Genomic DNA, 23,849 nt, shown 5'->3' with positions numbered 1-23,849 from the left:
CGATCCCGGCCGACAACTGACGAAACAGGCCGTCCAGTGTGACGGGTGGGGCACGACCGCCCGCTCAGGCCTGGTCGAGCTCGTGCACGATGCCGTCGACGACGGCCACCAGGTCGCCGCCGTGGCGCTCGGCGGCCGCTCGCTGGCGCTGGTACGACGCCCCGCGTCGCGGGACGTCGGCGACGAGGGCGAGCTCGTCGGCGCAGCCGAGCCGACCTGCGACCGGGGTCAGGGCCTCGAGCAGGTCGGCGAGGTCGTCGAGGAGCAGTGCCTCGTGCGACTGGTCGTCGAGGATGATCCAGGCGTCGAGGCCGTAGCGGGCGGCGCGCCACTTGTTCTCCTGCACGTGCCACGGCGGCAGCGTCGGCAGCTGCTCGCCCGCCTCGAGCCGGTCGACGAGGTGCACCACGAGGCAGTGGGTCAGCGCCACCAGCGCCCGGAGCTCGCGGCGGGTCGGCACGCCGTCGCAGACCCGCACCTCGACCGTGCCGTGGCGCGGCGCCGGGCGCACGTCCCAGCGGATCTCGTCGATCTCCTCGATCACGCCGGTCGTGACGAGGTCGGCGGCGTACCGCTCGAACTGCGGCCAGTCGTCGAAGTGGAAGGGCAGCCCGGCGGTCGGCAGCTGCTGGAACATCATCGCCCGGTTGCTGGCGTAGCCGGTGTCGGTGCCGGCCCACACGGGGGAGGAGGCCGAGAGGGCCAGCAGGTGGGGGTAGTACTTCAGCAGCGCCGAGACGACCGGCATGACGTGCTCCTGGCGCACGCCGACGTGCACGTGCACGCCCCAGATCAGCATCTGCCGGCCCCACCACTGGGTGCGGGCGATGAGCTCCTCGTAGCGGTGCCCCTCGGTGAGCTGCTGGCTCGACCACGCGGCGAACGGGTGGGTGCCGGCGGCGTACAGGTCGACCCCGAGCTCCTCGGCGACGGGCCGCACCAGGCCGAGCAGCTCGTCGAGCTGGCCGATGGCCTCCGGCACGCTGCGGCACACGCCGGTGACCAGCTCGACGGTGTTGCGGAGCAGCTCGCGGTGGATCCGCGGCTGCGGACCGTGCCGCTCGGTGACGAGGTCGAAGAGCTCGGAGGCGCGGTTGACGAGGTCGCGCGAGTGCCGGTCGACGAGTGCGAACTCCCACTCCACGCCCAGGGTCGGCTCGGGCGAGTCGGCGAAGGGCACGGAGAACGGGTCCCCGGGGGTCAGCGGCACCCTGGCATCGTCCCACGAGGACCAGGGGGCTCAGGCGTCGCGACGCAGCCGGGCCAGCCACTCCCGGTGGGTGCCGTCGAACGGCCCGCGGTGCAGCTCCACCGCCCGGTAGACCTCCTGGCAGCTGCGCACGGCCCGCTCGACGACCTCGTCGGGGTAGTCGAGCGAGACCCGGTGGGCGGCGAACTCGTCCTCGTCGTCGACCCACACCCGACCGGTGGTGCCCTCGATGACGTCGAGGTCGAGGTCGACGGCGCGCACCAGCTGCTCGGAGTGCCACACCACCGGCGTCGCGATGTCGACGTACGTCGCGAACGGGGCGCCGGCGTCGAGCACGGGGTCGGAGCCGTAGAAGGTCGCCAGCCACCACGCTTCGTGGGGCACCAGGGTCACGTGGTCGGCCGCGGCGTGGAAGACGCGCACCGGGCTCGCCAGCAGCGTGCCTCGGGTGATGCCGACCCAGGTGCCGTGCGCGTCGGTGCCCAGTCGCAGGGCGTCGAACTCCCAGTGGGGGGAGTCGGGCCACTTGCGGCACTCGACGCGCACGGGGGTGAGGGTCACGGGTGGACCCTACGACCGCGCCAGGTCTCCTCAGACCTTCTTGCGGGGCATCCGGCTCGGGGCGACCCGGGCGACGACGTCCTGGTAGCGGGCGCCGAGCAGCCGACCGAAGTGGTGGATGACGTGGGCGTCGAGGCCGACCAGCTGGCGCGGGTGACGCTTGAGCGCACCCTCCAGGATGATCCGCGCCGCCTTGTCGGCCGGCATGGTCGCCAGGTGCTTGTCGAAGAAGTCGTCGAGCGCGGCGGCGTCGACGTTGGCGTTCTTGCGGCCGTTGCGCGAGATGCCGGTCTTGATGCCGCCGGGGTGCACGCACGTCACCGACACGGGGTGCTTGCTGACGAGCATCTCCTCGCGCAGCGCCTCGGTGAAGCCGCGCACGGCGTACTTGGTGGCGTTGTAGGCGGTCTGGCTCGGCATGCTGACCAGGCCGAAGAGGCTCGAGATGTTGACGAGGTAGCCCTCGCCCGACGCGATCAGGTGGGGGAGGAACGCCTTGGTGCCGTTGACGACGCCCATGAGGTTGATGCCGACGATCCAGTCGAAGTCGTCGAGCTCCATGTCCTCGAAGTCGCCCGTCACGGTGACGCCCGCGTTGTTGACGACGACGTCGACGCGTCCGAAGTGCTCGGCGACCGCGGCGGCGTACGACGTGAACGCGGCGCGGTCGGAGACGTCGAGCACCTGGCTGTGCACCTCGGCGCCGGCGTCCTTGCACAGGTCGACGGTCTCGGCGAGGGCGTCCTCGGCGACGTCGGAGACCGCGACGTGGGCGCCGTGGCGCGCGGCCAGGACCGCCATCTCGCGGCCCATGCCGCCGGCCGCCCCGGTCACCACGACCACCTTGTCGCGCAGGCGGGTCAGGGTCTTGCTGGTGCTCATGGGGCTCCTCGCGTCGGTGGTGGGGCGGTCGGACCATGGTCCCGGCTCTGTTGACAGGGCGTCAACAGGCCTGTTGAACGAAGTTCAGTAAGATGCGCCACGTGTCGACCACGCCTGCAGGCAGCCGGGTGCGCATGGCGCCCGGCCAGCGCCGCGAGCAGCTCATCGACCTCGGGGTGCGCCTGCTCGCCACCCGCTCGCTCGAGGAGCTCTCGATCGAGGTGCTCGCCGTCGAGGCCGGCATCTCGCGAGGGCTGCTCTACCACTACTTCGGCGGCAAGCAGGAGTACCACCTCGCCGTCGTACGACGCGCCGCCGAGCGGCTCTACGAGGTCACCGCACCCCAGGGCCGCGGCACCGGTCTCGAGCAGCTGGCCGGGTCGCTGGAGCGCTACGTCGACCACGTCGCCGCCAACTACCGCGGCTACCTCTCGCTGCGCCGGGGCGCGGCCGGCGGCGACGACGAGCTCCGCCGCATCTACGAGGCCGCCCGGGCGGCCCTGACCGACCGGCTCTTCGACGCCGCCCCGGCCGAGCGCGCCGCCATCGGCCTCGACGACACCCCCCAGGTGCGCCTGCTCGTGCACGGCTGGTCGGCCTTCGTCGAGGAGGTCGTCGTCGACTGGGTGCGCGACCCCCGCGACGTCACCCGCGCCCAGCTCCTCACCACGCTCCACGGCTCCCTCCCCGGCCTCCTCCGCGCCCTGTGACCCGCCGAGGAGTCAGTCCCTGACAGCCGAGGGGTCACTCCCTGGCGTCCGAGAGGTCAGCCGCTGACGGTCGTCGGTCAGGTACGGCGGGCGAACACCCACACCCGCAGCGCCACGAACCGGAGCACGGTGACGGCGAGGTTGGCGGCGGTGAGCACGATGACCTCGAGGCCGGGGCCGGGGGTGGCCGTGGCGTGCAGGAGCCACAGCGCGCCGCTCGTGACGCCGAGGCCGACCCCGAAGATGGCCAGCCCCTGCACCTGGTGCCGCAGCAGCCGGTCGGGCCCGCGCACGCCGAAGGTCAGCCGCCGGTTGGCCGCGGTGTTGGCGACGGCGGTGAGCAGCAGCGCCAGCAGGTTGGCCGACCACGGCGACACCAGGGAGCGCAGCGCGACGTAGAGCACGGCGTACGCCGCCGTCGACGCGAGGCCGACCAGGGCGAACACCGCCAGCTGGGTGCCGGGCCGGCCGCGGCCCGCCTCGGCACTGGTGCGGCCGAGGCGTTCGCCCACCTCACGCAGCGGCAGCCGGCCGCGGAGCAACGCGTGCCCGAGCCGTACGACGCCCCGCAGGTCGGCGAGGGCGGTGCGGAGCACGTCGACGCTGCTGTCGGGGTCGTCGACCCAGTCGACGGGCACCTCGTGGATGCGCAGGCCGGCCCGCTCGGCGACGACGAGGAGCTCGGTGTCGAAGAACCACGCGTCGTCGCGCACCAGCGGGAGCAGCTCGGCCGCGGCCTCGCGGCGGATGGCCTTGAAGCCGCACTGGGCGTCGCGGAACCCCGCTCGGAGCGTGCCGCGCAGCAGCACGTTGTAGGACCGGCTGATCACCTCGCGCCGGAGCCCACGCTCGACGCGCGACCCGCGGGACAGCCGCGACCCGGTGGCGAGGTCGGAGTGGCCGCTGACCAGCGGGGCGACGAGGGGCAGCAGGGCCGCCAGGTCGGTCGAGAGGTCGACGTCCATGTAGACCAGCACGGCGCTGCCGGAGGTCGACCACGCGCGCTTCAGCGCGCGACCGCGGCCCTTCTCGCGGAGGTGCAGCACCTCGACCTCGGGCAGGGAGCGGGCCAGCCGGTCGGCGATCTCGGGCGTCCGGTCGGTGCTCGCGTTGTCGGCGATGGTGACCCGGGCGGTCCACGGCAGCGTGCGCAGGTGCGCCACCACGCGGCGTACCGAGGCCTCCAGCTGCGCCTGCTCGTCGTGCACCGGGATGACGACGTCGAGCACGGTGGTGGTGACGGTCGGCTCGGCGACCGGGTCGAGCAGCGCGCTCACCGCACGCCGCCCGACAGGTCGTAGAGCGTCACGCCGTCGACCGTCTGCGCGGTGAACGTCGCCTCGACCCACGCGGTGATCTCCTGCGCGGTGCCGCTGCCGCCCTGGCCACCCGGTCCGGCGCCGCCGCCGGCGACGAACCAGTGCACCTCGCCGTCGGCGACGTACCGCTGGAACTGCGCCAGCGTGGGGCTCGGGTCGGAGCCGTTGAAGCCGCCGATCGCCATGACGGGCTCCTCGCTGACGAGCTGGTAGCCCGCTGCCGAGTTCGACCCGACGGCCGCGGCCGCCCACGTGTAGAGGTCGGCGTCCTGCTGGAGCAGCGTGGTGATCTCGGCGGTCGACTCGCTGCCCTGGAGCAGCCCGCCCACGCCGCCGCCACCGGTGCCTCCGGCGGCGCCGGTGGGGGCTCGCCCGGCGCCGGGGCCGAAGCCACCACCGGGGCCGCCTCCCGTGCCGCCGGGCCCCCCGGAGCCGGTGCTCGGGCCCGCGGTGACGATCGAGCCGGTGTGGGGCGTGGCGGCGGTCTGCAGGGAGTACGCCGCCGGGCCGGTGAGGCCGACGACGAGCGCCGCGGTCGCGAGTCCGGCGGCGACCCGGCGGGGCAGCTGGCCTAGGCCGGCGAGGGCGAGCGCGACCAGGAGCCCGGCGACCAGCACCACCCACCGCAGGCCGGGCAGGAAGTCGGCCGACCGGCCCAGCAGCGCGAACCCGAGCACCGCGGTCACCGCCGTCGCGGCCGACAGCACCCCGGTCGCGACGAGGGAGTCGCGGTGGCGCCACAGCGTCCACCCGCCGATCCCGACGAGCGCGGCGACCGCGGGGGCGAGCGCGACGGTGTAGTAGGCGTGGAAGATGCCGGCCATCAGGCTGAAGGTCAGCCCCGTCACGACCAGCCAGCCGAGCAACGCGGTGAGCGCCGCGGCCTCGCGGGCGGAGCGGCGTGCGAGCCAGAGTGCGGCCGCGCCGAGCAGCAGCGACGCGGGCAGCAGCCAGGCGACCTGGCCGCCGATCTCGGTGTCGAACAGGCGCAGCAGTCCGGTCTCGCCCCAGCCGCCGCCCCCGCCGACCGAGCCCGCCTCCTCGCCGTTGAGGCGACCGAGGCCGTTGTAGCCGAGGGTGAGCTCGAGGATCGAGTTCGTCTGGGAGCCGCCGACGTAGGGCCGGCTCGACGCGGGCCACAGCTCGACGACCGCCACCCACCAGCCGCCGGCGACGACCATCGCGCCGAAGGCCGCGAGCAGGTGGAGCACGCGCCTGCCCCCAGGGGTGCGGGCGAAGAGGAGGTACGTCAGCGCGAGGGCCGGCAGCACGAGGAACGCCTGCAGCATCTTGGCGAGGAAGGCCAGGCCGACGAGCGCGCCCCCGATCGCGACCCACCGCAGCGCGTGCCCGTCTTCGCGGCGCGACTCCTCGACGGCGCGCAGCGTGGCCGCCACCGAGCCCACGAGCAGCAGCACCAGCAGCGCGTCGGGGTTGTCGAAGCGGAACATCAGCACCGCGACGGGGGTGAGCGCCATGACGGCGCCGGCCACGAGGCCGGCCGCGGGGGAGCCCGTCGTACGCCGCACGGTGCGGTGGAGCAGCGCCACGGTGGCCACGCCCATGAGGGCCTGGGGCACCAGGATGCTCCAGCTGGACAGCCCGAACAGCCGCACCGACAGCGCCATCGGCCACAGCGCGAGCGGGGTCTTGTCGACGGTGATGGCGTTGCCGGCGTCGCTGGAGCCGAAGAAGAACGCCTTCCACGACTCCGAGCCGGCCTGGGCGGCAGCGGCGTAGAACGAGTTGCCCCACCCGCTCGCCCCGAGGCCCCACAGGTAGAGCAGCGCGGTAGCCCCGAGCAGGCCGAGCAGCGCCGGTCGCGCCCACGCCGGGTCGTCCGGATGCCCTTGTAAGACCCGTCGGGTGGTGGTGGCGACGGGGTGCTCCCGCCGGGTCGTGGTCGGCTCGGTGGCCGATCGCGGCAGGGGCGTCGTCGAGGCGCTCGTCGTCATGCTGCTGACGTTCGTGGGCGAGCCTGCGAGTACCCTCGCCCCCGCCTGTGCCTCCCCTGTGACCCACGCCGAGGGGTCAGTGCCTGGCGGTCGAGGGGTCAGTGCCTGACGGTCGAGGGGTCAGTGCCTGACGGTCGAGGGGTCAGTGCCTGACGGTCGAGGGGTCAGTGCCTGACGGTCGAGGGGTCAGTGCCTGGCTGGCGGAGGTCACCTGGCACTGGTCGGGGGTCTGTCATTGCCTCCTCGCGTGCCAGGGAGTGACTCCTCGCGTGTCAGGGAGTGACTCCTCGCGTGTCACGGAGTGACTCCTCGCGTGTCAGGGAGCGACTCCTCGGCTGTCAGCGAGTGACTCCTCGCGTGTCAGCGAGTGACTCCTCGCGTGTCAGGGAGTGACCCCTCGGCGGGCGGGGAGGGTGACGGTGAAGGTGGTGTCGCCGGGGGAGGAGGCGGCGGAGGCAGAACCACCGTGGGCCTCGGCGATGGCGGCGACGAGGGAGAGGCCGAGGCCGGCGCCGCCGGACGCGCGGGTGCGGGAGGAGTCGCCGCGGGTGAACCGGTCGAACGCCTCGTCGACCAGGGCGGGCGGCAGGCCAGGGCCGTCGTCGTGCACGCGCACCAGCACCGCGTCGCCCTCCTGCGCCGCGCCGACCGTCACGGTGGTGCCGGGTGGGGTGTGGGCACGGGCGTTGCCGAGCAGGTTGCGCACCACCTGGTGCAGCCGGTGCTCGTCGCCCACGACGGTCAGCGGCTCGTCGGGCAGCGACAGCCGCCAGTGGTGGTCGGGGCCGAGCACCCGCGAGTCGGCGACCGACTCGAGCAGCAGCAGCGTGAGGTCGACCTCCGCACGCTCGAGCGGCCGGCCGGAGTCGAGCCGGGCGAGCAGCAGCAGGTCCTCGACCAGCGCCGACATCCGGTCGGTCTCGGTCTCGACCTTGGCGAGCGCCGAGCCGAGCGCCGCCGGGTCGTCCGGCGTACGACGCGACAGCTCGGCGTAGCCGTGGATCGTCGCCAGCGGCGTGCGCAGCTCGTGGGAGGCGTCGGCGACGAACTGCCGCACCTGCTGCTCGCTGCGGTGACGCGCACCGAGCGACGACTCCACGTGGACGAGCAGGCTGTTGAGGGCCGAGCCGACGCGGCCGACCTCGGTGCGCTCGTCGGTCAGGTGGTCGGGGACCCGGTCGGCGAGCACGCCCTCGCCCGAGGCGAGCGGCAGCTGGGCCACCCGGTCGGCGGTGTCGGCGACCTCCTGCAGCGGCCGCAGCTGGCGTCGTACGACGACCGCGCCGAGGCCGGCGGCGACGCCGGTGCCGAGCAGCACGAGCAGCGCCTCGTAGCCGAGCAGCGTGGCGACGGTCTCGTCGACCTCGCGGGTGGGCAGGCCGTTGACCAGCGTCACGCCGCTCGACGTGGTGACGGCCGCGACCCGGTAGGACCCGACGCCGGGCAGGTCGACACCGTGCACGCGACCGTCGCGCGGCACGTCGGCCAGCTCGGCCAGGGCGGTGCTCGACAGCCGGCGCGTGCCGCCGTACTCGCGCGTGAACACCTCGCCCCGGCTGCCGGAGCCGTCGACCAGGGCGCGCAGCGTGCCCGGACCCTGGTTGCGCGGGTCGAAGCGCGGCGGTCCGTCGTCGCCGCGGTCGAAGTCGGGTCCGGGCCCCTGCTCGACCGACGACCGCACGGAGGCGTCGAGGCGGTCCATCAGCGACGAGCGGATGGCGAGGGTGGCGACGCCGGCGATCAGCAGCGAGACCAGCGCCACCAGCGCGACCGCGGTCACGACCAGCCTCGCGGTCAGGGTGCGGGGGAGCCGTGGCCTCACGGGACCGGCTTCAGCACGTAGCCGGCCCCACGCATGGTGTGGATCATCGGCTCGCGGCCCGCGTCGATCTTCTTGCGCAGGTAGGAGATGTAGAGCTCGACCACGTTCGCCTGCCCGCCGAAGTCGTAGTTCCACACCCGGTCGAGGATCTGCGCCTTGCTGAGCACCCGCCGCGGGTTGCGCATCAGGAAGCGCAGCAGCTCGAACTCGGTCGCGGTGAGCGCGACGTCCTGCCCGCCGCGCGTGACCTCGCGGCTGTCCTCGTCCATGACGAGGTCGCCCACGGTCAGCACCGACTCGCTGTCGGCCTGGCGCGCGCCCGCACGACGCATCAGCGCGCGAAGCCGCGCGACGACCTCCTCGAGCGAGAACGGCTTGGTCACGTAGTCGTCGCCGCCCGCCGTCAGGCCCGCCACCCGGTCCTCGACCGAGTCGCGCGCGGTGAGGAACAGCACGGGCACGTCGGGGGCGTCGCCGCGCATGCGCCGCAGCACCTCCATGCCGTCGAAGTCCGGGAGCATCATGTCGAGCACGACCGCGTCAGGACGCTGGCTCTTGGCGGTGCTCACGGCCTTCGAGCCGGTGAGGGCGACCTCGACGTCCCACCCCTCGTAGCGCAGGGCCATGCGCAGCAGCTCGGCGATGTTCTGCTCGTCGTCGACGACCAGGACCCGCAGCGGGGTGCCGTCGGGTCGGGTCAGGTCGGGGGCCGCGCTCATGGCTCCACTGTGGGCCACCTGTGCGTGCCGCACCCATGAGGCACCTGTGAGCGACCTGTGCGTGTCGCGGCGTACGCCGCCCCGGCCGGCGGGCAGCTGCCAGGCCCGCGCCAGCCGGGCCACAGGGTCAGCACAGGCGCGCCGACCACCGTGGCGGACATGAGCGACGAGACCCGCCCGATGACCCCCGTCACCGCCACTCCCGACGCCGCCGTCGGTGCGGGTGGCTCCGGCGGTCGTGGCCCCGGCTCCCCGTCCGCGCCTCCCCCCGGGGCGGACGGGGAGCCGGTTCCCGCACGCGGCGGTCGGCTGCGACGGCTGGGCGGGTGGAAGGGCGCCGCCGTGGTGGGCGTCGTCGCGGTCGCGCTCGGCAGCCTCGGCGGCGTCGCCCTGGCCGCCGGCTCGGGTGACGGCTCGTCAGGTCGCGGCGGCCCCGGTGGCCCCGGTGGCCACGGCCCCTCGATGGGCTACTTCTCCCCGGGCCAGGGAGGCCAGGTGGGCCCGGGCCAGCGCGGCGGACGCGACGGTGACGGCGACGGTGACGAGGACGGCAGCGGCGACGGCCGTGGTCCCGGGGGCTTCGGGCACGGCCCGGGCGACCGGGACGGTGACGGCCCCGGCGGCACGACCCCGCCCGACGGCACGAGCCCGGACGAGCCCGGCGCGGCCGGAGGCGGCACCACGACCTGACCCGGGCAGCAGCTCGTCGTCAGGATCCGGTCGTCGTACGCCGCCCACGACGACCGGATCCTGACATCCAGGTGGCTGCGTCCCCGGACGTCCGGGGAAACCGCCGCGACCCGGGTCACCCCCACCCGTCACACTGGTCGGGTTGTGAGTGCACCCACCAGCCCGTCGGCCGACGCAGGCGCCGACCTGCGCATCGACTTCCCGGCCGACCTCCCGGTCTCGGCGCGACGCGACGACATCGCGGCGGCGATCCGGGACCACCAGGTCGTGGTGGTCGCGGGGGAGACGGGATCGGGCAAGACGACCCAGCTGCCGAAGATCGCGCTCGCGCTGGGACGCGGCCGCCACGGCATGATCGGGCACACCCAGCCCCGGCGGATCGCGGCGCGCAGCGTCGCCGAGCGGATCGCCGAGGAGCTGCACGCCGAGCTCGGCGACCTCGTCGGCTACCAGGTGCGGTTCACCAAGGCCGCGGGCGAGCAGAGCCGGGTCAAGGTGATGACCGACGGCATCCTGCTGGCGGAGATGCAGCGCGACCGCGACCTGCGGCGCTACGACACCCTGATCATCGACGAGGCCCACGAGCGCAGCCTCAACATCGACTTCATCCTCGGCTACCTGCGTCGGCTGCTCCCGCGGCGTCCCGACCTCAAGGTGGTCATCACCTCGGCGACCATCGACCCGCGCCGGTTCGCGGCGCACTTCGCCGACCGCCGCGGCCGGCCGGCCCCGGTCATCGAGGTGTCGGGCCGCACCTACCCGGTGGAGGTGCGCTACCGACCGCTGCTGGCCCTGCCGGGCGAGGCGGAGGGTGCCGACGACGACGGCGAGGCCTACCAGCGCGACCCGACCGAGGCGGTGCGCGACGCCGTCGCCGAGCTGATGGCCGACACCCGGGGCGACGTGCTCGTGTTCCTGCCCGGCGAGCGGGAGATCCGCGACACCGCCGAGGCGCTCAGCGGGCTCGCGGAGGGTCGCGGCCACGGTGTGGGCGGCTTCGACGTGGTGCCGCTGTTCGCCCGGCTGTCGTCGCAGGAGCAGCACCGCGTCTTCGAGCGCCACACCCGACGCCGTGTCGTGCTCGCGACCAACGTGGCCGAGACCTCGCTGACCGTCCCGGGCATCACCGGCGTCGTCGACACCGGCGTGGCCCGCATCAGCCGCTGGTCGACGCGCACCAAGGTGCAGCGGCTGCCGGTCGAGCCCATCAGCCAGGCCAGCGCGCGCCAGCGCTCGGGCCGCTGCGGCCGGGTCGAGGCGGGGGTGGCGATCCGGCTCTACAGCGAGGAGGACTTCGAGTCCCGCCCCGCCTTCACCGACCCCGAGATCCTGCGCACCTCGCTTGCCAGCGTGATCCTGCAGATGACCTCGCTGCGGCTCGGCGCGGTCGAGCGGTTCGGCTTCCTCGACCCGCCCGACCGGAGCGCTGTACGGGCGGGCGTGCAGCTGCTCGAGGAGCTCGGCGCGCTGACCGAGGGCCCGAAGGGTCCGCGCCTGACGGCGGTCGGTCGGTCGCTCTCGCGGCTGCCCATCGACCCCCGATTGGGGCGCATGGTCCTGCAGGCCGACCGCGAGGGATGCCTGCGCGAGACGCTCGTCGTCACCGCGGCGCTGTCGGTCCAGGACCCGCGCGAGCGACCCCTCGAGCAGCGCGCGCAGGCCGACCAGCTGCACGCCCGCTTCCGCGACCCGACCTCCGACTTCGTCACGTGGCTCAACCTGTGGCGCCACCTGCGCGAGCAGCAGCGCGAGCTGGGCTCCAGCGCCTTTCGCCGGGCCTGCCGCGAGCAGCACCTCAACTACCTGCGCGTGCGCGAGTGGCAGGACTACGAGTCGCAGCTGCGCCAGGTCGCCAAGGAGGTCGGCCTGCGGCCCGGGCGTGCGGCCGGTCCCGACGACCAGGTCGACGCCGACGCGCTCCACCGGGCGCTGCTCTCGGGGCTGCTGTCGCACGTCGGCCTCAAGGAGGTCGTCGAGAAGCCCGCCCGACGTGGCGCCCGACCACCCCGCCCGGAGTACCTCGGCGCGCGCGGCACCCGGTTCGCGATCTTCCCGGGCAGCGGCCTGGCCAAGAAGCAGCCCGACCTCGTCATGGCGGGCGAGATCGTCGAGACCTCCCGCCTCTTCGCCCGCCAGGTCGCGGCCATCGAGCCCGAGTGGGCCGAGGAGCTGGCGGGCGACCTGGTCTCGCGCCAGCTCGCCGAGCCGCACTGGTCGAAAAAGCGCGAGCAGGCCGTGGCCCGCGAGCGCGTCACGCTGTACGGCGTACCGCTGGTCGCCGACCGCCTCGTCGGCCTCGGCTCGCGCGACCCCGCGACGGCCCGCGAGCTGTTCCTGCGCCACGCGCTGGTGCAGGGGGAGTGGCGCGCCCGCCACCGCTTCTTCGAGACCAACCGGCGGTTGCTCGACGACGCCGCCGAGCTCGAGCGCCGCGCCCGCCGCCGCGACATCGTGGTCGACGAGGAGACGCTCTTCGACTTCTACGACGCCCGGGTGCCCGAGGGTGTGGTCTCCGGGGCGCACTTCGACACCTGGTGGAAGCAGGAGCGCCGCCGACGACCCGAGCTGCTGACCTTCGACCCGGCGATGCTGGTGCACGACACGGCGCGGCAGGTGACCGAGGGCGACTTCCCCGACGCCTGGGCCGAGGGTCCGCTGACCTTCTCGCTGCGCTACCACTTCGAGCCCGGCGCCGCCGACGACGGCGTGACGGTCGACGTCCCGCTGGCGACCCTCAACACCGTCGGTCCCGCGCCGTTCACCTGGAACGTCCCCGGCCTGCGTCACGAGCTGGTCACGGCACTCATCCGGTCGCTGCCCAAGCGGCTGCGGGTCAACTTCGTGCCGGCCCCCGACGTGGCCCGGCGCTTCCTCGAGGCGGTGCCGCCGGGCGAGGAGGACCTCCTCGATGCGCTCTCGCGTCACCTGCGTTCCACGACCGGGGTGCACGTGCCCCGCGAGGCGTGGGACCTCGACGCCGTCCCGGCCCACCTGCGTCCCCGCTTCCGGGTGCTCGACGAGTCGGGCGACGAGGTTGCCGTCGGCAAGGACCTCGACGAGCTCAAGGCGCCGCTGCGGCCGTCGTTCGACGCCGCCGTGCAGCAGGTCGCCGAGGAGTCCGGCGTCGCGGCCACCGGGCAGACCTCCTGGACCTTCGGCACCGTCGAGCCGTCCTTCACCCGCACCCGCGCCGGCCACGAGGTACGCGGCTACCCCGCACTCGTCGACGAGGGCAACACGGTCGGCCTCGCGGTCGCCGCCTCCGAGGCCGAGCAGGAGGCCCGTCACCGGCTCGGCGTACGCCGCCTCGTCCTGCTCGCGGTGCCCGTCGCCCCGGCGTCGCTGCTCGACGGTCTCGGCAACGCCGCCAAGCTGGGGCTGGCCGCCTCGCCGTACCCCGACGCCCGGGCGCTCGCCGCCGACTGCGTGGTGGCCGCAGCGACGTCGCTGGTCGACGCCGCGCCCCCGGTCCGCGACGAGGCGGCGTACGACGCCCTGGTCGCCCGGGCGCGCCGCGACCTGAGGGGCAACGCCGAGGCGGTGCTGCACCAGGTGCTGCGCGTGCTCGAGGCGTGGCGTCCGGTGGAGAAGTCGCTGCGCGGTCGCGTCGAGATGGCGGCGCTGCCGGCGATGAACGACCTGCGCGGGCAGCTCGAGCGCCTGATGGCCCCCGGGTTCGTGGGGGAGGCGGGCGCCGAGCGGCTGCGGCACTACCCCCGCTACCTCGCCGGCATGGCCGCGCGGGTGGAGCGGCTCACCGACCTGCGCCGCGACCGCGAGCTGATGGAGCGCGTGCTTCCGCTGCAGGAGGCGTGGCGCCACCAGGTGCAGGCCCTTCCGGAGGGCGTGCCGGCACCGGCCGACCTGCGCCGGGTGCGCTGGCTGCTCGAGGAGTACCGGGTGAGCCTGTGGGCGCAGCAGCTCGGCACGTCCGAGCCGGTGTCGGACGCCCGGGTCCGCAAGCTGCTGGGGTGAGGGCACCCGCGGTCGCGTGACGTGGTCCACAGGGTCGGCGGTTCGGCTTGGGAACAGCGTGATCGGGAGTACGGTGGGGTCTTGCGTCGGGCCGCGGCAGCCCCGGGTCCCAACATCAGCCGCCACGAGCGGCCACGCGCCGTGAGGCGCTCCCGGCCCGACGCCCTACTTCCAGATGCACGTGCTTGGGTGGTCCGGTGGACCTCTTCCGGTTGATCGACTCCGTCCTCGGCCCTCCGGCGGGCACCGTGCCCGGCCGACGACCGAGCCGGCGGCGCCGTGCGGTCGCCCGGGCCACCCCCGCGCCGGTGCGTCGGGCCGTCGAGCGGCGACTCGGCTACGCCCCGCGCGCCGACGGGCGCCCCGACCCCGGTGAGGTGGTCTGGGCGTGGGTGCCCTACGAGGACGACCCACGCCAGGGCAAGGACCGTCCCGTGCTGGTCGTCGGCACGGAGGGCACGACGCTGCTCGGCCTCGCGCTGACGTCCAAGGACCACGACCGCGACGCCGAGCAGGAGCGCCGTGCCGGTCGGCTCTGGATGGACGTCGGCACCGGCGGCTGGGACCGGCAGGGACGACCGAGCGAGGTGCGGGTCAACCGCGTGCTGCGGCTGGCCCCGGAGGACGTGCGTCGCGAGGGGGCGGCCCTCGACCGGGAGGTGTACGACGCCGTGCTGCGCGCCGCGGCGCCGTACCTGGGCTGACGCGTCAGGTCAGGGTGCCGCCGAGCTCGAGGTAGCCGGCGCGCTCGAGCTGGTCGGCGAGGGCGAGCAGCCGCGAGGCCGACAGGTCCGAGGCGTAGTGGCCCGAGGTGTGCGCCTCGCCCGCCGCCTCGTCCGCCGGCTCGTCGTGGGCGTGGGCGCGACCGGCCGCGGTCACCCGGGCGAAGGCCGCGGCGCGGAACAGCGTGTCGGCGTACTCGCCGACCACGACGCCGCGCAGCACCTGGTCGAGCAGGGTGCGGACCTCCTCGGGGCCGGGCGGGACCTCGACGCCGGCGACGACCTCGCCGACCGGGACGTGGTGCCGCCCCAGGTCGAACTCGGCGGCGGCGCGCCCGGGTGCGCGGTGCACCCACGAGCGCAGCAGGTAGAGCCGCCACAGCGATCCCGCCAGCGACTCCGCCGGGGCTGCCGCCCACAGCTCGGCGAGGGTGTCGAGACCCTCGGTCTCGGCGAGGTGCACCACCCGCTCCACCAGCGCCTCGTCGGCGTCCTCGCGGGCCCCGCGCACCAGCGCGGTGGCGGCCCGGTCGGCGGCGGCGGTCAGCTCGGCCGGGTCGGCTGCTCCCTCGATCCCCTCGAAGTGGCGGGCGCCGGGCAGCGAGGGACGGTGGTGGCGACGCTCGGACATGCCCCCCATCCTGCCGCCGGCTCGGTCAGCCCAGACGCCCGGCCGCGGCGACGACGGCCCGCTCGAGCGGGTCCTGACCCGGCTCGTAGGAGTGGTCCTGACCGCTGTGCTCCATGCGGAGCACCGTGAGGCGGGCACCGTCGCGCGCCAGGCCGAAGGCCTCCCAGGTGCCGTCGCCGGCGGGGCGGCTGGAGAGGTACCACCAGGCCGTGCCGCTCGGCACCGGGAGCGCTCGGACCGGGCCGACCCGGGCGCCGCGGCAGTCGCGGTGCCAGCCCCGGAAGACCTGCTCGAGACGGCGCGCGTTGGTCTCGTCGACGACGTCGAGCACCTGCTGCGCGGCCGTGTCGCCCCCCCCGAGGTGAAGGTGCGCTGCACCCCCTCCTGCGCCCCGACGGCGAGGGCGCTGGTGCGGGCGCACCACCCGAAGGGCTGGTCGCCGACCGCGCCCGTGGCGCCGGCGGTCCACCGGGACGAGGCGTTGAGGCCGGGGACGTCGCCCGCCCGGAGCAGGGCGTCGGCGAGCGTCCCGCCGGCCGGGGCCGAGGCGGTCTCCGCGGGGGTCGCCGAGGCCGTCGCCGGCGGGCTCGCAGAGGCACTGACGCTGGCGGGCGAAGAGGGAGACCCCGACTCCGACTCCGAGGGTGTCACCGACGACGCCGGCTCGCTCGGCGTGGCCCTCGGCTCCTCACCCCCGCAGGCGACCAGTCCACCGGCCAGCAGGCCGGCCACGCCGGCCCCGAGGACGCGGCGCCGCAGGCCCGCGAGCCGAGCAGGGCGCAGCAGGACGGACGGGCGCGACACGGTCGGCGAGCCGGGGGAAGGCATGTCGAGAGCGTAGGGGCGACGTCGCGCCGCACGGGGTACGTGAGCGCCAGGCGTGTCCCGGGCCACGACGCCGCGGGGCCCGTCGACGGCTGTCCGTGAGCGCCGACCGCAGCCCCGTTAGTGTGACCGGGCCGTCGGTCCCCGGCGGCTCACCCCGACAGCACCCGGCCGCGGTGCCGAGCGACCGAGACGAGGTGGCAGGTCCGTGAGGTCCCCCGCACCACGGCGCCGCTGGCGCCGAGCCGCCCTGGCGACGCTGAGCGTGGCGCTCGTGGCCGCTGGCTGCTCCGGCGAGGACTCCGGCTCCGCACCCGAGCCGTCGCCGTCGGCCTCCGCCGCGGACCCGACCGAGATCACCGTGTTCGTCTTCGGGCCGCAGGAGGTCACCGACACCTACGAGCAGCTCGCCACCCAGTGGGCGACCACCCAGTCCGAGACCGACGTCACCGTCACGTCGTACGACGACCGGGCCGAGGCCATGGCGGCGCTGACGCGCGCCCGCGCCGCCGGCGACCCGCCCGACCTCTTCCTCACCGACGTCGAGGACCTGCCGACGCTGGTCTCGACCGAGGCCGTGCGTCGCGTCGACGACCTGCTCGCGGCGCGACAGGTCGACTTCGGCGACGGCTACAACCGTCGTGGCCTCGAGGCGTTCGGCCAGGACTCCGCCCTGCAGTGCATGCCGGTCGACGTCTCCCCGCTCGTCGTCTACTACAACCCCCAGCTGATCGAGCTCGACCAGGTCAACGAGGACGGCGGCGCCGAGGTCACCCCCGAGCGGGGGTGGCGCCTCGACGAGATGGCCCGTGCGGCGCAACAGCCCCGCGCCCCCGGCGTCCGGGGGCTGTACGTCGCCCCCACCCTCGACCAGGTCGCCCCGTTCCTGCAGTCCGGCGGCGGCACCCTCGTCGACGAGACCGACGCCCCGACCTCGCTCACCTTCACCGACGACGCGAGTGCCTCCGCCATGGAGGAGCTGCTCGCGGTCGTGCGCGACCCGGGCCTGACCTTCGGCCCCCAGGCGCTCGAGCGGAAGCCGGCGCTGCGCCGCTTCATCGACGGCCAGCTCGGCATGATGCTGGGCTACCGCGACCTCGTCGGCACGCTGCGCCAGCACCCCGACCTCACCTTCGACGTCATGCCGATGCCCGTGCTCGGCAGCGCCGCGACCAGCGGTCGCATGCGCGGGCTGTGCATCTCCGCCGACTCCCAGGTGCAGGAGCAGGCGGCCGACCTGCTCGTCGACCTGGTCGGCACCGACGCCCAGGACGCGCTGGCCGCCACCGGATCGGTGATGCCGACCAACCTCGAGAGCGTCGACTCCGACGACTTCCTGATGCCGGGGGAGCGGCCCCTGCACACGCAGGTGTTCGTGCGCGAGCTGCGTGACATCCAGCGGACCCCGGTCAGCGAGAACTGGCGGCCCGTGGCCGCGGTCGCGTCGCGGCAGCTGGCCCAGCTGTTCTACGAGCCGCTCATCGGCCCGCTCGAGGAGCGGCTGGCCGCGATCGACTCCGCCTCCCAGCCGCTCCTCGCCACCGACGAGGGAGACAGCGGTGACGGGGGCGACGGGGGCGGCGACGGGGGCGACGAGGAGAGCAGCAGCCCCTCGCCGAGCAGCACCGGCGACTAGGCCGGGTCCGCCCCACCGTCGTCGGAGGGTGCGTCGTCGTCCTGGGACGTGGTCGTGGTCGTCCGGGCCGCGGCCGTCTGCGCGGCGGCGTCGGCGATCGCCGAGGCGATGATCGGACCGGTGATGTCGACCTGCCACGGCCGGGCCCCGAGCGCCCCGAGCGCACGGCCGACGGCCTCGAGGAGCGTCTCGCCGTCGGCGGGGGTCGGGGGCCGCCAGAGCACCCGCCGGAGGTAGTCGGGGGTGAGGAGGTTCTCGACCGGGACCGAGCGAGTCTCGGAGAAGGCCGCCACCTCCTCACGGGCCTGCGCGAGCCGGGCGGCGGCCTCGGCGTCGCGGTCGGCCCACGTGCGCGGCGGTGGCGGGGCGTCGGTGCGCAACGTCATGGGCGGCAGCTCGGCCTCGGGCAGCGCCCGGGTGCGGGTGAGCGCGTCGATCCAGGCGTCGCCGTGGCGGCGGGCGCCCCGGCCGTGGAACCCCGGGGTGTCGAGCAGCGCCCGCGTGCTCTGCGGCATGGCGTTGGCGGCGGCCACGAGCGCGCTGTCGGGCAGCAGCCGGCCCGGGGTCGTGTCGCGGTCGCGGGCCAGGGCGTCGCGCACCGTCCACAGCTCGCGCACGGCGGCGAGCGCCCGGCGGCCCTTGGCCTTGTGGATGCCGGAGGTACGCCGCCACGGGTCGACGCGGGGTGCCGCGGCGAAGTCGAGCAGGTGGGTGAACTCCTGCTCGGCCCACGTGATCTTGTCGTCGGCGACGAGCTCGGCGTGCAGGGTGTCGCGGAGCTCGACGAGGACCTCGACGTCGAGGGCGGCGTACTCGAGCCACGGCTGCGGCAGCGGTCGGCGCGACCAGTCGACGGCGCTGTGCTCCTTGCGCATCCGTCGCCCGACGATGGCCTCGACCAGGGTGGCGAGGCCGACGCGCGGGTAGCCGAGCAGGCGGGCGGCGAGCTCGGTGTCGAAGAGCGCGCGCGGGCGCAGGCCCACCTCGCGCAGGCACGGGAGGTCCTGGGTGGCGGCGTGCAGGATCCACTCGGCGTCGCCGATGGCTCCGTCGAGGTCGGTCAGGTCGGCGAAGGGGACCGGGTCGACCAGCGCAGTGCCGGCGCCCTCGCGGCGCAGCTGGATGAGGTAGGCGCGCGAGCTGTAGCGGTAGCCCGACGCGCGCTCGGCGTCGATGGCGACCGGGCCGGAGCCTCCGGCGACCGCAGCCACGACCTCGGCCAGGGCCTCAGGCGTGTCGGTGACGTCGGGCAGGCCGTCGCGCAGGGTGAGCAGGGGCAGCTCGGGAGCAGGCTCCTGCGGCTCGGTCTCGGGACCCGTCATCAGGCCGGGCCGCGGTGTCCGCGCCGGGCCGGCATGACGGCCACGCCCGGCGGCACCGGGGGCAGGCCCACCGCGGTGCAGAGCAGCTCGGACCACGCCTCGACGTGGGGGCCGAGGTCACCGGTCGGCGACCAGGAGGCGCGGATCTCGAGCTGGGCGGTGGCGGGCTCGTCAGCCATGCCCCCGAAGCCCTGCGAGGCCACGCAGGTCACGCTGCCCGACGGGGCGACGTGCTCGGCGCCGTGGGCCTCGAGCGCCTCGAGCAGCCAGCTCCACCCGACCTCGGCGAGCATGGGGTCCTGCACCAGCTCGGGGTCGATCTCGGCGCGGGCGTAGGCGACGCACCGGAAGGTGCCCTCCCACGCGTCGTTGCCGGCCGGGTCGTGCAGCAGCACCAGGCGCCCGGAGCCGACCTCGTCGCCGTCGACGACCACGTCGGCGCTGAGGGCCGAGGCGAAGGGCGCGATGCGCTGCGGTGCGGGCATGCGCTCGACGAGGACCTCGGGCCGCGTCGGGGCGGCCTGCATCTGTGCCACCGCGCGGGTGAACTCGGGGGGCGCTGCCGCGTGGTCACGGCGCGCCTCGCGCGAGGGGTGGTCGGGTGCCGCCATGGCGCCAGACTAGGACGGGGGTCCGATCCCGGGGCCTCGACTCGCCGCCTGACCTGGGAGGATCGGAGCATGCCCGACAGCACCCCGACCACCGCCTCGGCGGCCCCCGCGCTGCGCGACTCCGCCTACCTCGCCGCGGTCCGCGGCGAGCGGGGCCCGCACGTGCCGGTGTGGTTCATGCGGCAGGCGGGCCGCTCGCTGCCCGAGTACCGCCGGGTGCGCGAGGGCGTCTCGATGCTCGAGTCGTGCACCCGGCCCGAGCTGGTCGTCGAGATCACGCTGCAGCCCGTGCGCCGCTACGGCGTCGACGCCGCGATCTTCTTCTCCGACATCGTGCTGCCGCTCAAGGCCGTCGGCGTCGACCTCGACATCAAGCCGGGGGTCGGCCCCGTGGTCGAGCACCCCGTGCGCACCCTCGCCGACGTCGAGGCGATCCCCGACCTCGAGCCCGGCCACGTCGACTACGTCACCGAGTCGGTGCGCACGCTGGTCTCCGAGCTCGGCGCGACGCCGCTGATCGGGTTCGCGGGCGCGCCGTTCACCGTCGCCTCCTACCTCGTCGAGGGCGGGCCGTCCAAGGACCACGCCCGCACCAAGGCGATGATGCTCGGCGCCCCCGACGTCTGGCGGGCGCTGATGGACAAGATCGCCGGCATCTCCGCGACCTACCTCGAGGTGCAGGTCGACGCCGGTGCGTCGGCGGTGCAGCTCTTCGACTCCTGGGCGGGGGCGCTCTCGCGCACCGACTACCGGCAGTCGGTGGCCCCGTGGTCGGCGCAGGTCCTCGAGCGCGTCGGCACGCGCGGCGTCCCGCGCACCCACTTCGGGGTCGGCACCGGCGAGATCCTCGACCTGATGGGGGAGGCGGGCGCCGACGTCGTCGGCGTCGACTGGCGGGTGCCGCTCGCCGAGGGCATCGGCCGCGTGGGCGGCCGCGCCGTGCAGGGCAACCTCGACCCGGCACTGGTGTTCGCGCCCACCGAGGTGATGCTCGAGCGCGCCGCCGAGGTGCTCCGCGACGGCGAGGCGGCCCCGGGCCACGTCTTCAACCTCGGCCACGGCGTCATCCCCGACACCGACCCCGACCAGCTGGCCCGGCTCACCGACTTCGTGCACGAGACCACCGCGCGCTGAGGGCTCAGGCCGCGACGCCGCCCGTCGCCGGCCGCGAGCGGCGGCGCCGTACGACGACCGCGGCGGGCACCGCCACCACGCCCAGCAGCACCGCGAAGGGGAGCACGGCGCCGACGGCGGTGAGCAGCACCGCGACGCTGGCCCCCAGCGCCGTCCAGCCGCTGCGGAGGCCGCCGACGAACCCGCCCGGCTCCTCGTCGGGGCTGGCGGTGGCGGGGGAGTCGACCACGACGCCGATGGTCGACAGCGAGGTCTGGTCGTCGAGGTAGGCCTGCTGCGAGCGCAGCGAGTCGAGCTCGGCCTGGCGCTGCGCGAGGTCACCCTCGATCGAGACGACGTCGCGCAGGTCCTCGGCCTCGGCCAGCAGCGCCTCGATGCGGCGTACGGACTGCTGCTGGGCGCGCACCCGGGCCGAGACGTCGACGACCTGGGTGGTGACGTCCTCGCTGGTCCGGCTGCGGTCGACGAGCGTGGCCACCTCGCCGAGCGCCTCCATGGCGGCGTCGAACCGGGCGGTCGGCACGCGCAGCGTCATCGACGTGTACGTCGTCCGCCCCTCGTCGTCGCTGCTGGACTGCTCGTCGGCCACCACACCGCCCCAGCCCCGGGTGAGCCGCAGCACCTCCGCCCGGGCGCGGCCGACGTCGCCGCTCTGCAGCTGCACCTCCCCGGTCGAGACGACGGCCCGCTCCATCGCGGTCGCCCGGCCCGCCGCACCCCCGGCTTGCTCCCCGCGTGCCCCTGCGTCGTCGGCACCCTCGTCGGCGACCTCGGGAGCAGGTTCGGCGACGGACCCGCCCGACGAGTCGACTGCGCTGTCGCTGCCCCCGCCCGCACCGCCGGCTCCGCTGCAGCCCGCGAGCGCGAGCAGCAGGGCGACGAGCAGGAGCGCGAGGTGGAGGAGGCGGAGCCGGGGCGTGGTGTCCATGCGGGTCCGACGCCGCCGGCCGCGGGATGGTTCCACCGCTGTGCCAACCTGGGAGCGGTGAACGATCAGCAGCAGCCCGCGACCGCCGGGCCCCACGTCGTCGTGGTGGGCGCCGGCGTCGCCGGGCTCGCGGCCGCGTGGCGGCTGCGGCACGACGGTCCCGCCGACGTGCGGGTGACCGTGCTCGAGTCGTCGTCCCGCGTCGGCGGCAGCCTGCGCGTCGCCGAGGTCGGCGGGGTGGGCGTCGACGTCGGGGCCGAGGCGATGCTGCAGCGTCGGCCCGAGGGGGTCGCCCTGGCCCACGAGGTCGGCCTGGCCGACGACGTGGTGAACCCCGCCACGACCGCGGCCAACCTGTGGAACCGGGGCCGCCTCGTCCCCATGCCGCGCACCCTCATGGGCGTCCCGGCCGACGTGGGCGACCTCGAGCCGGTGCTCTCGCAGCGCGGGCTGGCGCGCGCCGCGCTCGACCACGTGCTGCCCGCGACCGAGCTGGGCGACCGCGACGTCAGCGTGGGGGCGCTGGTCGAGGAGCGGCTGGGGGCCGAGGTGGTCGACCGGCTGGTCGAGCCGCTGCTCGGCGGGGTGTACGCCGGACACGCGCGCGAGCTCTCCGCCCGCGCGGCGGTGCCGCAGCTGGTGCGCCTGCTGCAGGGCCACCGCTCGCTGTCGCGCGCCGTCGCCGAGGCGCTGCCTCCGCCCAGGACGGGCGCGCCCGTCTTCGCCGGGCTACGAGGCGGCGTCGGCCGCCTCCCGGTCGAGCTCGCGCGCCGGCTCGGCGACCTCGGCGTCGAGGTGCGCACGGGCGCCACCGTGCGCGACCTGGCGCACCGCCCCGGTGGGGGCTGGCGCCTGGTCGTCGGCTCGGCCGACGATCCCGAGCTGCTGGAGGCCGACGGGGTGGTGCTCGCCACCCCCGCGCGGGCCACGGCCCGGCTCCTCAGCGACGTCGCGCCCGCAGCGGCGCTCACCCTGGGCCGCGTCGAGAGCGCCTCCGTGGTGGTCGTGACGCTGGCCGTCCCGGTGCCCGGCATGCCCCGCACGACCGGTTCGGGCTTCCTGGTCCCACCGGTCGAGAAGCGCGACGTCAAGGCCGCCACCTTCTCCTTCGCCAAGTGGGGCTGGGTGCGCGAGCGGGGGCGCGGCCTGCTGCTCCTGCGCTGCTCGCTCGGCCGCCACCGCGACGAGCGCGCGCTGCAGCGCACCGACCGCGAGCTCGTCGACCTCGCCACCGCCGACCTCGCCCGGGCCCTCGGCGCGCCCGTCCGCCCGGTGGCCACGCACGTGCAGCGCTGGGGCGGTGCGCTGCCCCAGTACGCCGTCGGCCACCTCGACCGGGTCGACCTCGTCCGGCGCGACGTGGCGGGCCATGCCGGGCTCGCCGTGTGCGGAGCGGCGTACGACGGTGTCGGCGTGCCGGCGTGCATCGCCTCGGCCGACCTGGCGGTGCGCCAGGTGCTGGGGTCGCTTGCCACAATGGGGGCATGAGCAGCACGAGCGTCGGCAAGCGGGCCAAGGAGCTCAACGACACGATCCGCTACACCATGTGGTCGGTCTTCCGACTGCGCGACCTCCTCGGCCCTGAGGCCGACCGCGACGCCGAGGCAGCCGAGGTGGCCGACCTCGTCGCCAAGCTCGAGGCCGACGACGTGCTGACCCGCGGCATCTACGACGTGGCCGGGCTCCGCGCCGACGCCGACGTGATGGTCTGGTGGCACGCCGCCACCGTCGAGCAGGTGCAGGCGGCCTACCACCAGCTGCGCGCCACGCGGTTCGGCCGCCGGCTCGACCCGGTCTGGTCGCAGGTCGCCCTGCACCGCCCGGCCGAGTTCAACAAGAGCCACATCCCGGCCTTCCTGGCCGGCGAGGACGCTCGCGACTACGTCTGCGTCTACCCCTTCGTGCGCTCCTACGAGTGGTACCTGCTCGAGGACTCCGAGCGTCGCGCGATGCTCGCCGAGCACGGCAGGATGGCGCGCGACTACGCCGACGTGCGGGCCAACACGGTCGCCAGCTTCGCGCTGGGCGACTACGAGTGGCTGCTGGCCTTCGAGGCCGACGAGCTGCACCGCATCGTCGACCTGATGCGCCACCTCCGCGGCTCCGAGGCCCGCCGCCACGTGCGCGACGAGATCCCGTTCTACACCGGCCGCCGGCGCGCCCCAGCCGAGCTGCTCGCCTCCCTGCCCTGACGCGC

Annotated in this window: 20 protein-coding genes; 8 read left to right on the top strand and 12 right to left on the bottom strand. The window is 75.1% G+C overall.

Annotation, left to right across the window (positions count from 1 at the left end; translation table 11 throughout):
* Positions 1-64 precede the first annotated feature (64 nt).
* From ACYU8I_RS03485 to ACYU8I_RS03475, 3 genes are read right to left on the bottom strand one after another with little or no spacing between them, the layout of a single operon-like run.
* Complete coding sequence (locus ACYU8I_RS03485) at positions 65-1,210, bottom strand: glutamate--cysteine ligase (RefSeq protein ID WP_460837489.1); 1,146 nt, start codon at positions 1,208-1,210, stop codon at positions 65-67.
* Between the two features lie 30 nt (positions 1,211-1,240).
* Positions 1,241-1,771 (bottom strand): DUF402 domain-containing protein, encoded by a 531-nt coding sequence (locus ACYU8I_RS03480; RefSeq protein ID WP_460837486.1) that lies wholly within the window; start codon positions 1,769-1,771, stop codon positions 1,241-1,243.
* Between the two features lie 30 nt (positions 1,772-1,801).
* Positions 1,802-2,653, bottom strand: a complete 852-nt coding sequence (locus ACYU8I_RS03475) for an SDR family NAD(P)-dependent oxidoreductase (RefSeq protein ID WP_460837483.1) — start codon at positions 2,651-2,653, stop codon at positions 1,802-1,804.
* A gap of 101 nt (positions 2,654-2,754) precedes the next feature.
* Between ACYU8I_RS03475 and ACYU8I_RS03470 the strand changes: the two genes are divergently transcribed.
* A complete protein-coding gene (locus tag ACYU8I_RS03470) occupies positions 2,755-3,363 on the top strand; it encodes a TetR/AcrR family transcriptional regulator (protein WP_460837482.1) in 609 nt (202 codons plus the stop codon).
* Between the two features lie 77 nt (positions 3,364-3,440).
* Here the strand turns inward: ACYU8I_RS03470 and ACYU8I_RS03465 are convergent, their stop codons facing one another.
* The 4 genes from ACYU8I_RS03465 to ACYU8I_RS03450 form a co-directional block, all read right to left on the bottom strand.
* The gene (locus ACYU8I_RS03465; protein WP_460837479.1) at positions 3,441-4,640 is read right to left on the bottom strand and encodes a bifunctional glycosyltransferase family 2/GtrA family protein; all 1,200 of its coding nucleotides are present in this window, start codon (positions 4,638-4,640) and stop codon (positions 3,441-3,443) included.
* Positions 4,637-6,637: an ArnT family glycosyltransferase gene (locus tag ACYU8I_RS03460; protein ID WP_460837477.1), complete on the bottom strand. Its 2,001-nt coding sequence runs from the start codon at positions 6,635-6,637 to the stop codon at positions 4,637-4,639. Before ACYU8I_RS03460 ends, ACYU8I_RS03465 begins: the two co-directional genes overlap by 4 nt.
* A gap of 382 nt (positions 6,638-7,019) precedes the next feature.
* Positions 7,020-8,417: a sensor histidine kinase gene (locus ACYU8I_RS03455; protein ID WP_460837475.1), complete on the bottom strand. Its 1,398-nt coding sequence runs from the start codon at positions 8,415-8,417 to the stop codon at positions 7,020-7,022.
* 38 nt (positions 8,418-8,455) lie between these two features.
* Positions 8,456-9,178, bottom strand: coding sequence for a response regulator transcription factor (locus ACYU8I_RS03450; protein ID WP_460837474.1), 723 nt, complete (start codon positions 9,176-9,178; stop codon positions 8,456-8,458).
* A gap of 159 nt (positions 9,179-9,337) precedes the next feature.
* On the opposite strand from ACYU8I_RS03450, the gene ACYU8I_RS03445 reads away from it, so the two are divergent.
* The 3 genes from ACYU8I_RS03445 to ACYU8I_RS03435 all read left to right on the top strand — a co-directional run bounded on the left by ACYU8I_RS03445 (position 9,338) and on the right by ACYU8I_RS03435 (position 14,547).
* Positions 9,338-9,868 carry a hypothetical protein gene (locus tag ACYU8I_RS03445; RefSeq protein WP_460837472.1) on the top strand — a complete coding sequence of 177 codons (531 nt, stop codon included), beginning with the start codon at positions 9,338-9,340 and terminating at the stop codon, positions 9,866-9,868.
* A 144-nt stretch (positions 9,869-10,012) separates the two neighbouring features.
* Positions 10,013-13,843 carry an ATP-dependent RNA helicase HrpA gene (gene hrpA, locus ACYU8I_RS03440; protein WP_460837470.1) on the top strand — a complete coding sequence of 1,277 codons (3,831 nt, stop codon included), beginning with the start codon at positions 10,013-10,015 and terminating at the stop codon, positions 13,841-13,843.
* Positions 13,844-14,040: 197 nt separating this feature from the next.
* The gene (locus ACYU8I_RS03435; protein ID WP_460837467.1) at positions 14,041-14,547 is read left to right on the top strand and encodes a type II toxin-antitoxin system PemK/MazF family toxin; all 507 of its coding nucleotides are present in this window, start codon (positions 14,041-14,043) and stop codon (positions 14,545-14,547) included.
* A 4-nt stretch (positions 14,548-14,551) separates the two neighbouring features.
* Here the strand turns inward: ACYU8I_RS03435 and ACYU8I_RS03430 are convergent, their stop codons facing one another.
* Positions 14,552-15,196, bottom strand: a complete 645-nt coding sequence (locus tag ACYU8I_RS03430) for a hypothetical protein (RefSeq protein ID WP_460837465.1) — start codon at positions 15,194-15,196, stop codon at positions 14,552-14,554.
* A gap of 25 nt (positions 15,197-15,221) precedes the next feature.
* Positions 15,222-15,527, bottom strand: coding sequence for a hypothetical protein (locus ACYU8I_RS03425; RefSeq protein WP_460837464.1), 306 nt, complete (start codon positions 15,525-15,527; stop codon positions 15,222-15,224).
* A gap of 702 nt (positions 15,528-16,229) precedes the next feature.
* Between ACYU8I_RS03425 and ACYU8I_RS03420 the strand changes: the two genes are divergently transcribed.
* On the top strand, positions 16,230-17,657 hold the full coding sequence (locus ACYU8I_RS03420) for an ABC transporter substrate-binding protein (protein WP_460837462.1): 1,428 nt from the start codon (positions 16,230-16,232) through the stop codon (positions 17,655-17,657).
* Here ACYU8I_RS03420 and ACYU8I_RS03415 read toward each other — a convergent pair.
* Together ACYU8I_RS03415 and ACYU8I_RS03410 are read right to left on the bottom strand one after the other, a co-directional pair.
* Entirely contained in the window at positions 17,654-18,979 is a 1,326-nt protein-coding gene (locus ACYU8I_RS03415; RefSeq protein ID WP_460837461.1) for an HRDC domain-containing protein, read from the bottom strand. The genes ACYU8I_RS03420 and ACYU8I_RS03415 overlap by 4 nt on opposite strands.
* A complete protein-coding gene (locus tag ACYU8I_RS03410) occupies positions 18,979-19,590 on the bottom strand; it encodes a DUF3000 domain-containing protein (RefSeq protein ID WP_460837459.1) in 612 nt (203 codons plus the stop codon). The genes ACYU8I_RS03415 and ACYU8I_RS03410 overlap by 1 nt, the downstream gene beginning before the upstream one ends.
* A gap of 69 nt (positions 19,591-19,659) precedes the next feature.
* On the opposite strand from ACYU8I_RS03410, the gene hemE reads away from it, so the two are divergent.
* On the top strand, positions 19,660-20,724 hold the full coding sequence (gene hemE / locus ACYU8I_RS03405) for a uroporphyrinogen decarboxylase (RefSeq protein ID WP_460837457.1): 1,065 nt from the start codon (positions 19,660-19,662) through the stop codon (positions 20,722-20,724).
* 4 nt (positions 20,725-20,728) lie between these two features.
* Here hemE and ACYU8I_RS03400 read toward each other — a convergent pair whose 3' ends face one another.
* The gene (locus ACYU8I_RS03400) at positions 20,729-21,652 is read right to left on the bottom strand and encodes a DUF4349 domain-containing protein (protein WP_460837455.1); all 924 of its coding nucleotides are present in this window, start codon (positions 21,650-21,652) and stop codon (positions 20,729-20,731) included.
* A gap of 57 nt (positions 21,653-21,709) precedes the next feature.
* On the opposite strand from ACYU8I_RS03400, the gene hemG reads away from it, so the two are divergent.
* Entirely contained in the window at positions 21,710-23,140 is a 1,431-nt protein-coding gene (hemG, locus tag ACYU8I_RS03395) for a protoporphyrinogen oxidase (RefSeq protein ID WP_460837453.1), read from the top strand.
* A complete protein-coding gene (gene hemQ / locus ACYU8I_RS03390) occupies positions 23,137-23,844 on the top strand; it encodes a hydrogen peroxide-dependent heme synthase (RefSeq protein ID WP_460837451.1) in 708 nt (235 codons plus the stop codon). Before hemG ends, hemQ begins: the two co-directional genes overlap by 4 nt.
* Positions 23,845-23,849 lie beyond the last annotated feature (5 nt).

The organism is Nocardioides marmoraquaticus, from assembly GCF_054777915.1.
The sequence above is the reverse complement of the archived record's forward strand: the minus strand, read 5'-3'. Positions and strand labels throughout refer to the sequence as shown.

Bases quoted from the DNA above. Each gene is read 5' to 3' on its own strand.
- hemQ (WP_460837451.1), top strand. From the start codon at position 23,137: ATGAGCAGCACGAGCGTCGGCAAGCGGGCCAAGGAGCTCAACGACACG.
- ACYU8I_RS03415 (WP_460837461.1), bottom strand. From the start codon at position 18,979: ATGACGGGTCCCGAGACCGAGCCGCAGGAGCCTGCTCCCGAGCTGCCC.
- ACYU8I_RS03475 (WP_460837483.1), bottom strand. From the start codon at position 2,653: ATGAGCACCAGCAAGACCCTGACCCGCCTGCGCGACAAGGTGGTCGTG.
- ACYU8I_RS03460 (WP_460837477.1), bottom strand. From the start codon at position 6,637: ATGACGACGAGCGCCTCGACGACGCCCCTGCCGCGATCGGCCACCGAG.
- ACYU8I_RS03430 (WP_460837465.1), bottom strand. From the start codon at position 15,196: ATGTCCGAGCGTCGCCACCACCGTCCCTCGCTGCCCGGCGCCCGCCAC.
- hemE (WP_460837457.1), top strand. From the start codon at position 19,660: ATGCCCGACAGCACCCCGACCACCGCCTCGGCGGCCCCCGCGCTGCGC.
- ACYU8I_RS03445 (WP_460837472.1), top strand. From the start codon at position 9,338: ATGAGCGACGAGACCCGCCCGATGACCCCCGTCACCGCCACTCCCGAC.
- ACYU8I_RS03400 (WP_460837455.1), bottom strand. From the start codon at position 21,652: ATGGACACCACGCCCCGGCTCCGCCTCCTCCACCTCGCGCTCCTGCTC.
- ACYU8I_RS03410 (WP_460837459.1), bottom strand. From the start codon at position 19,590: ATGGCGGCACCCGACCACCCCTCGCGCGAGGCGCGCCGTGACCACGCG.
- ACYU8I_RS03450 (WP_460837474.1), bottom strand. From the start codon at position 9,178: ATGAGCGCGGCCCCCGACCTGACCCGACCCGACGGCACCCCGCTGCGG.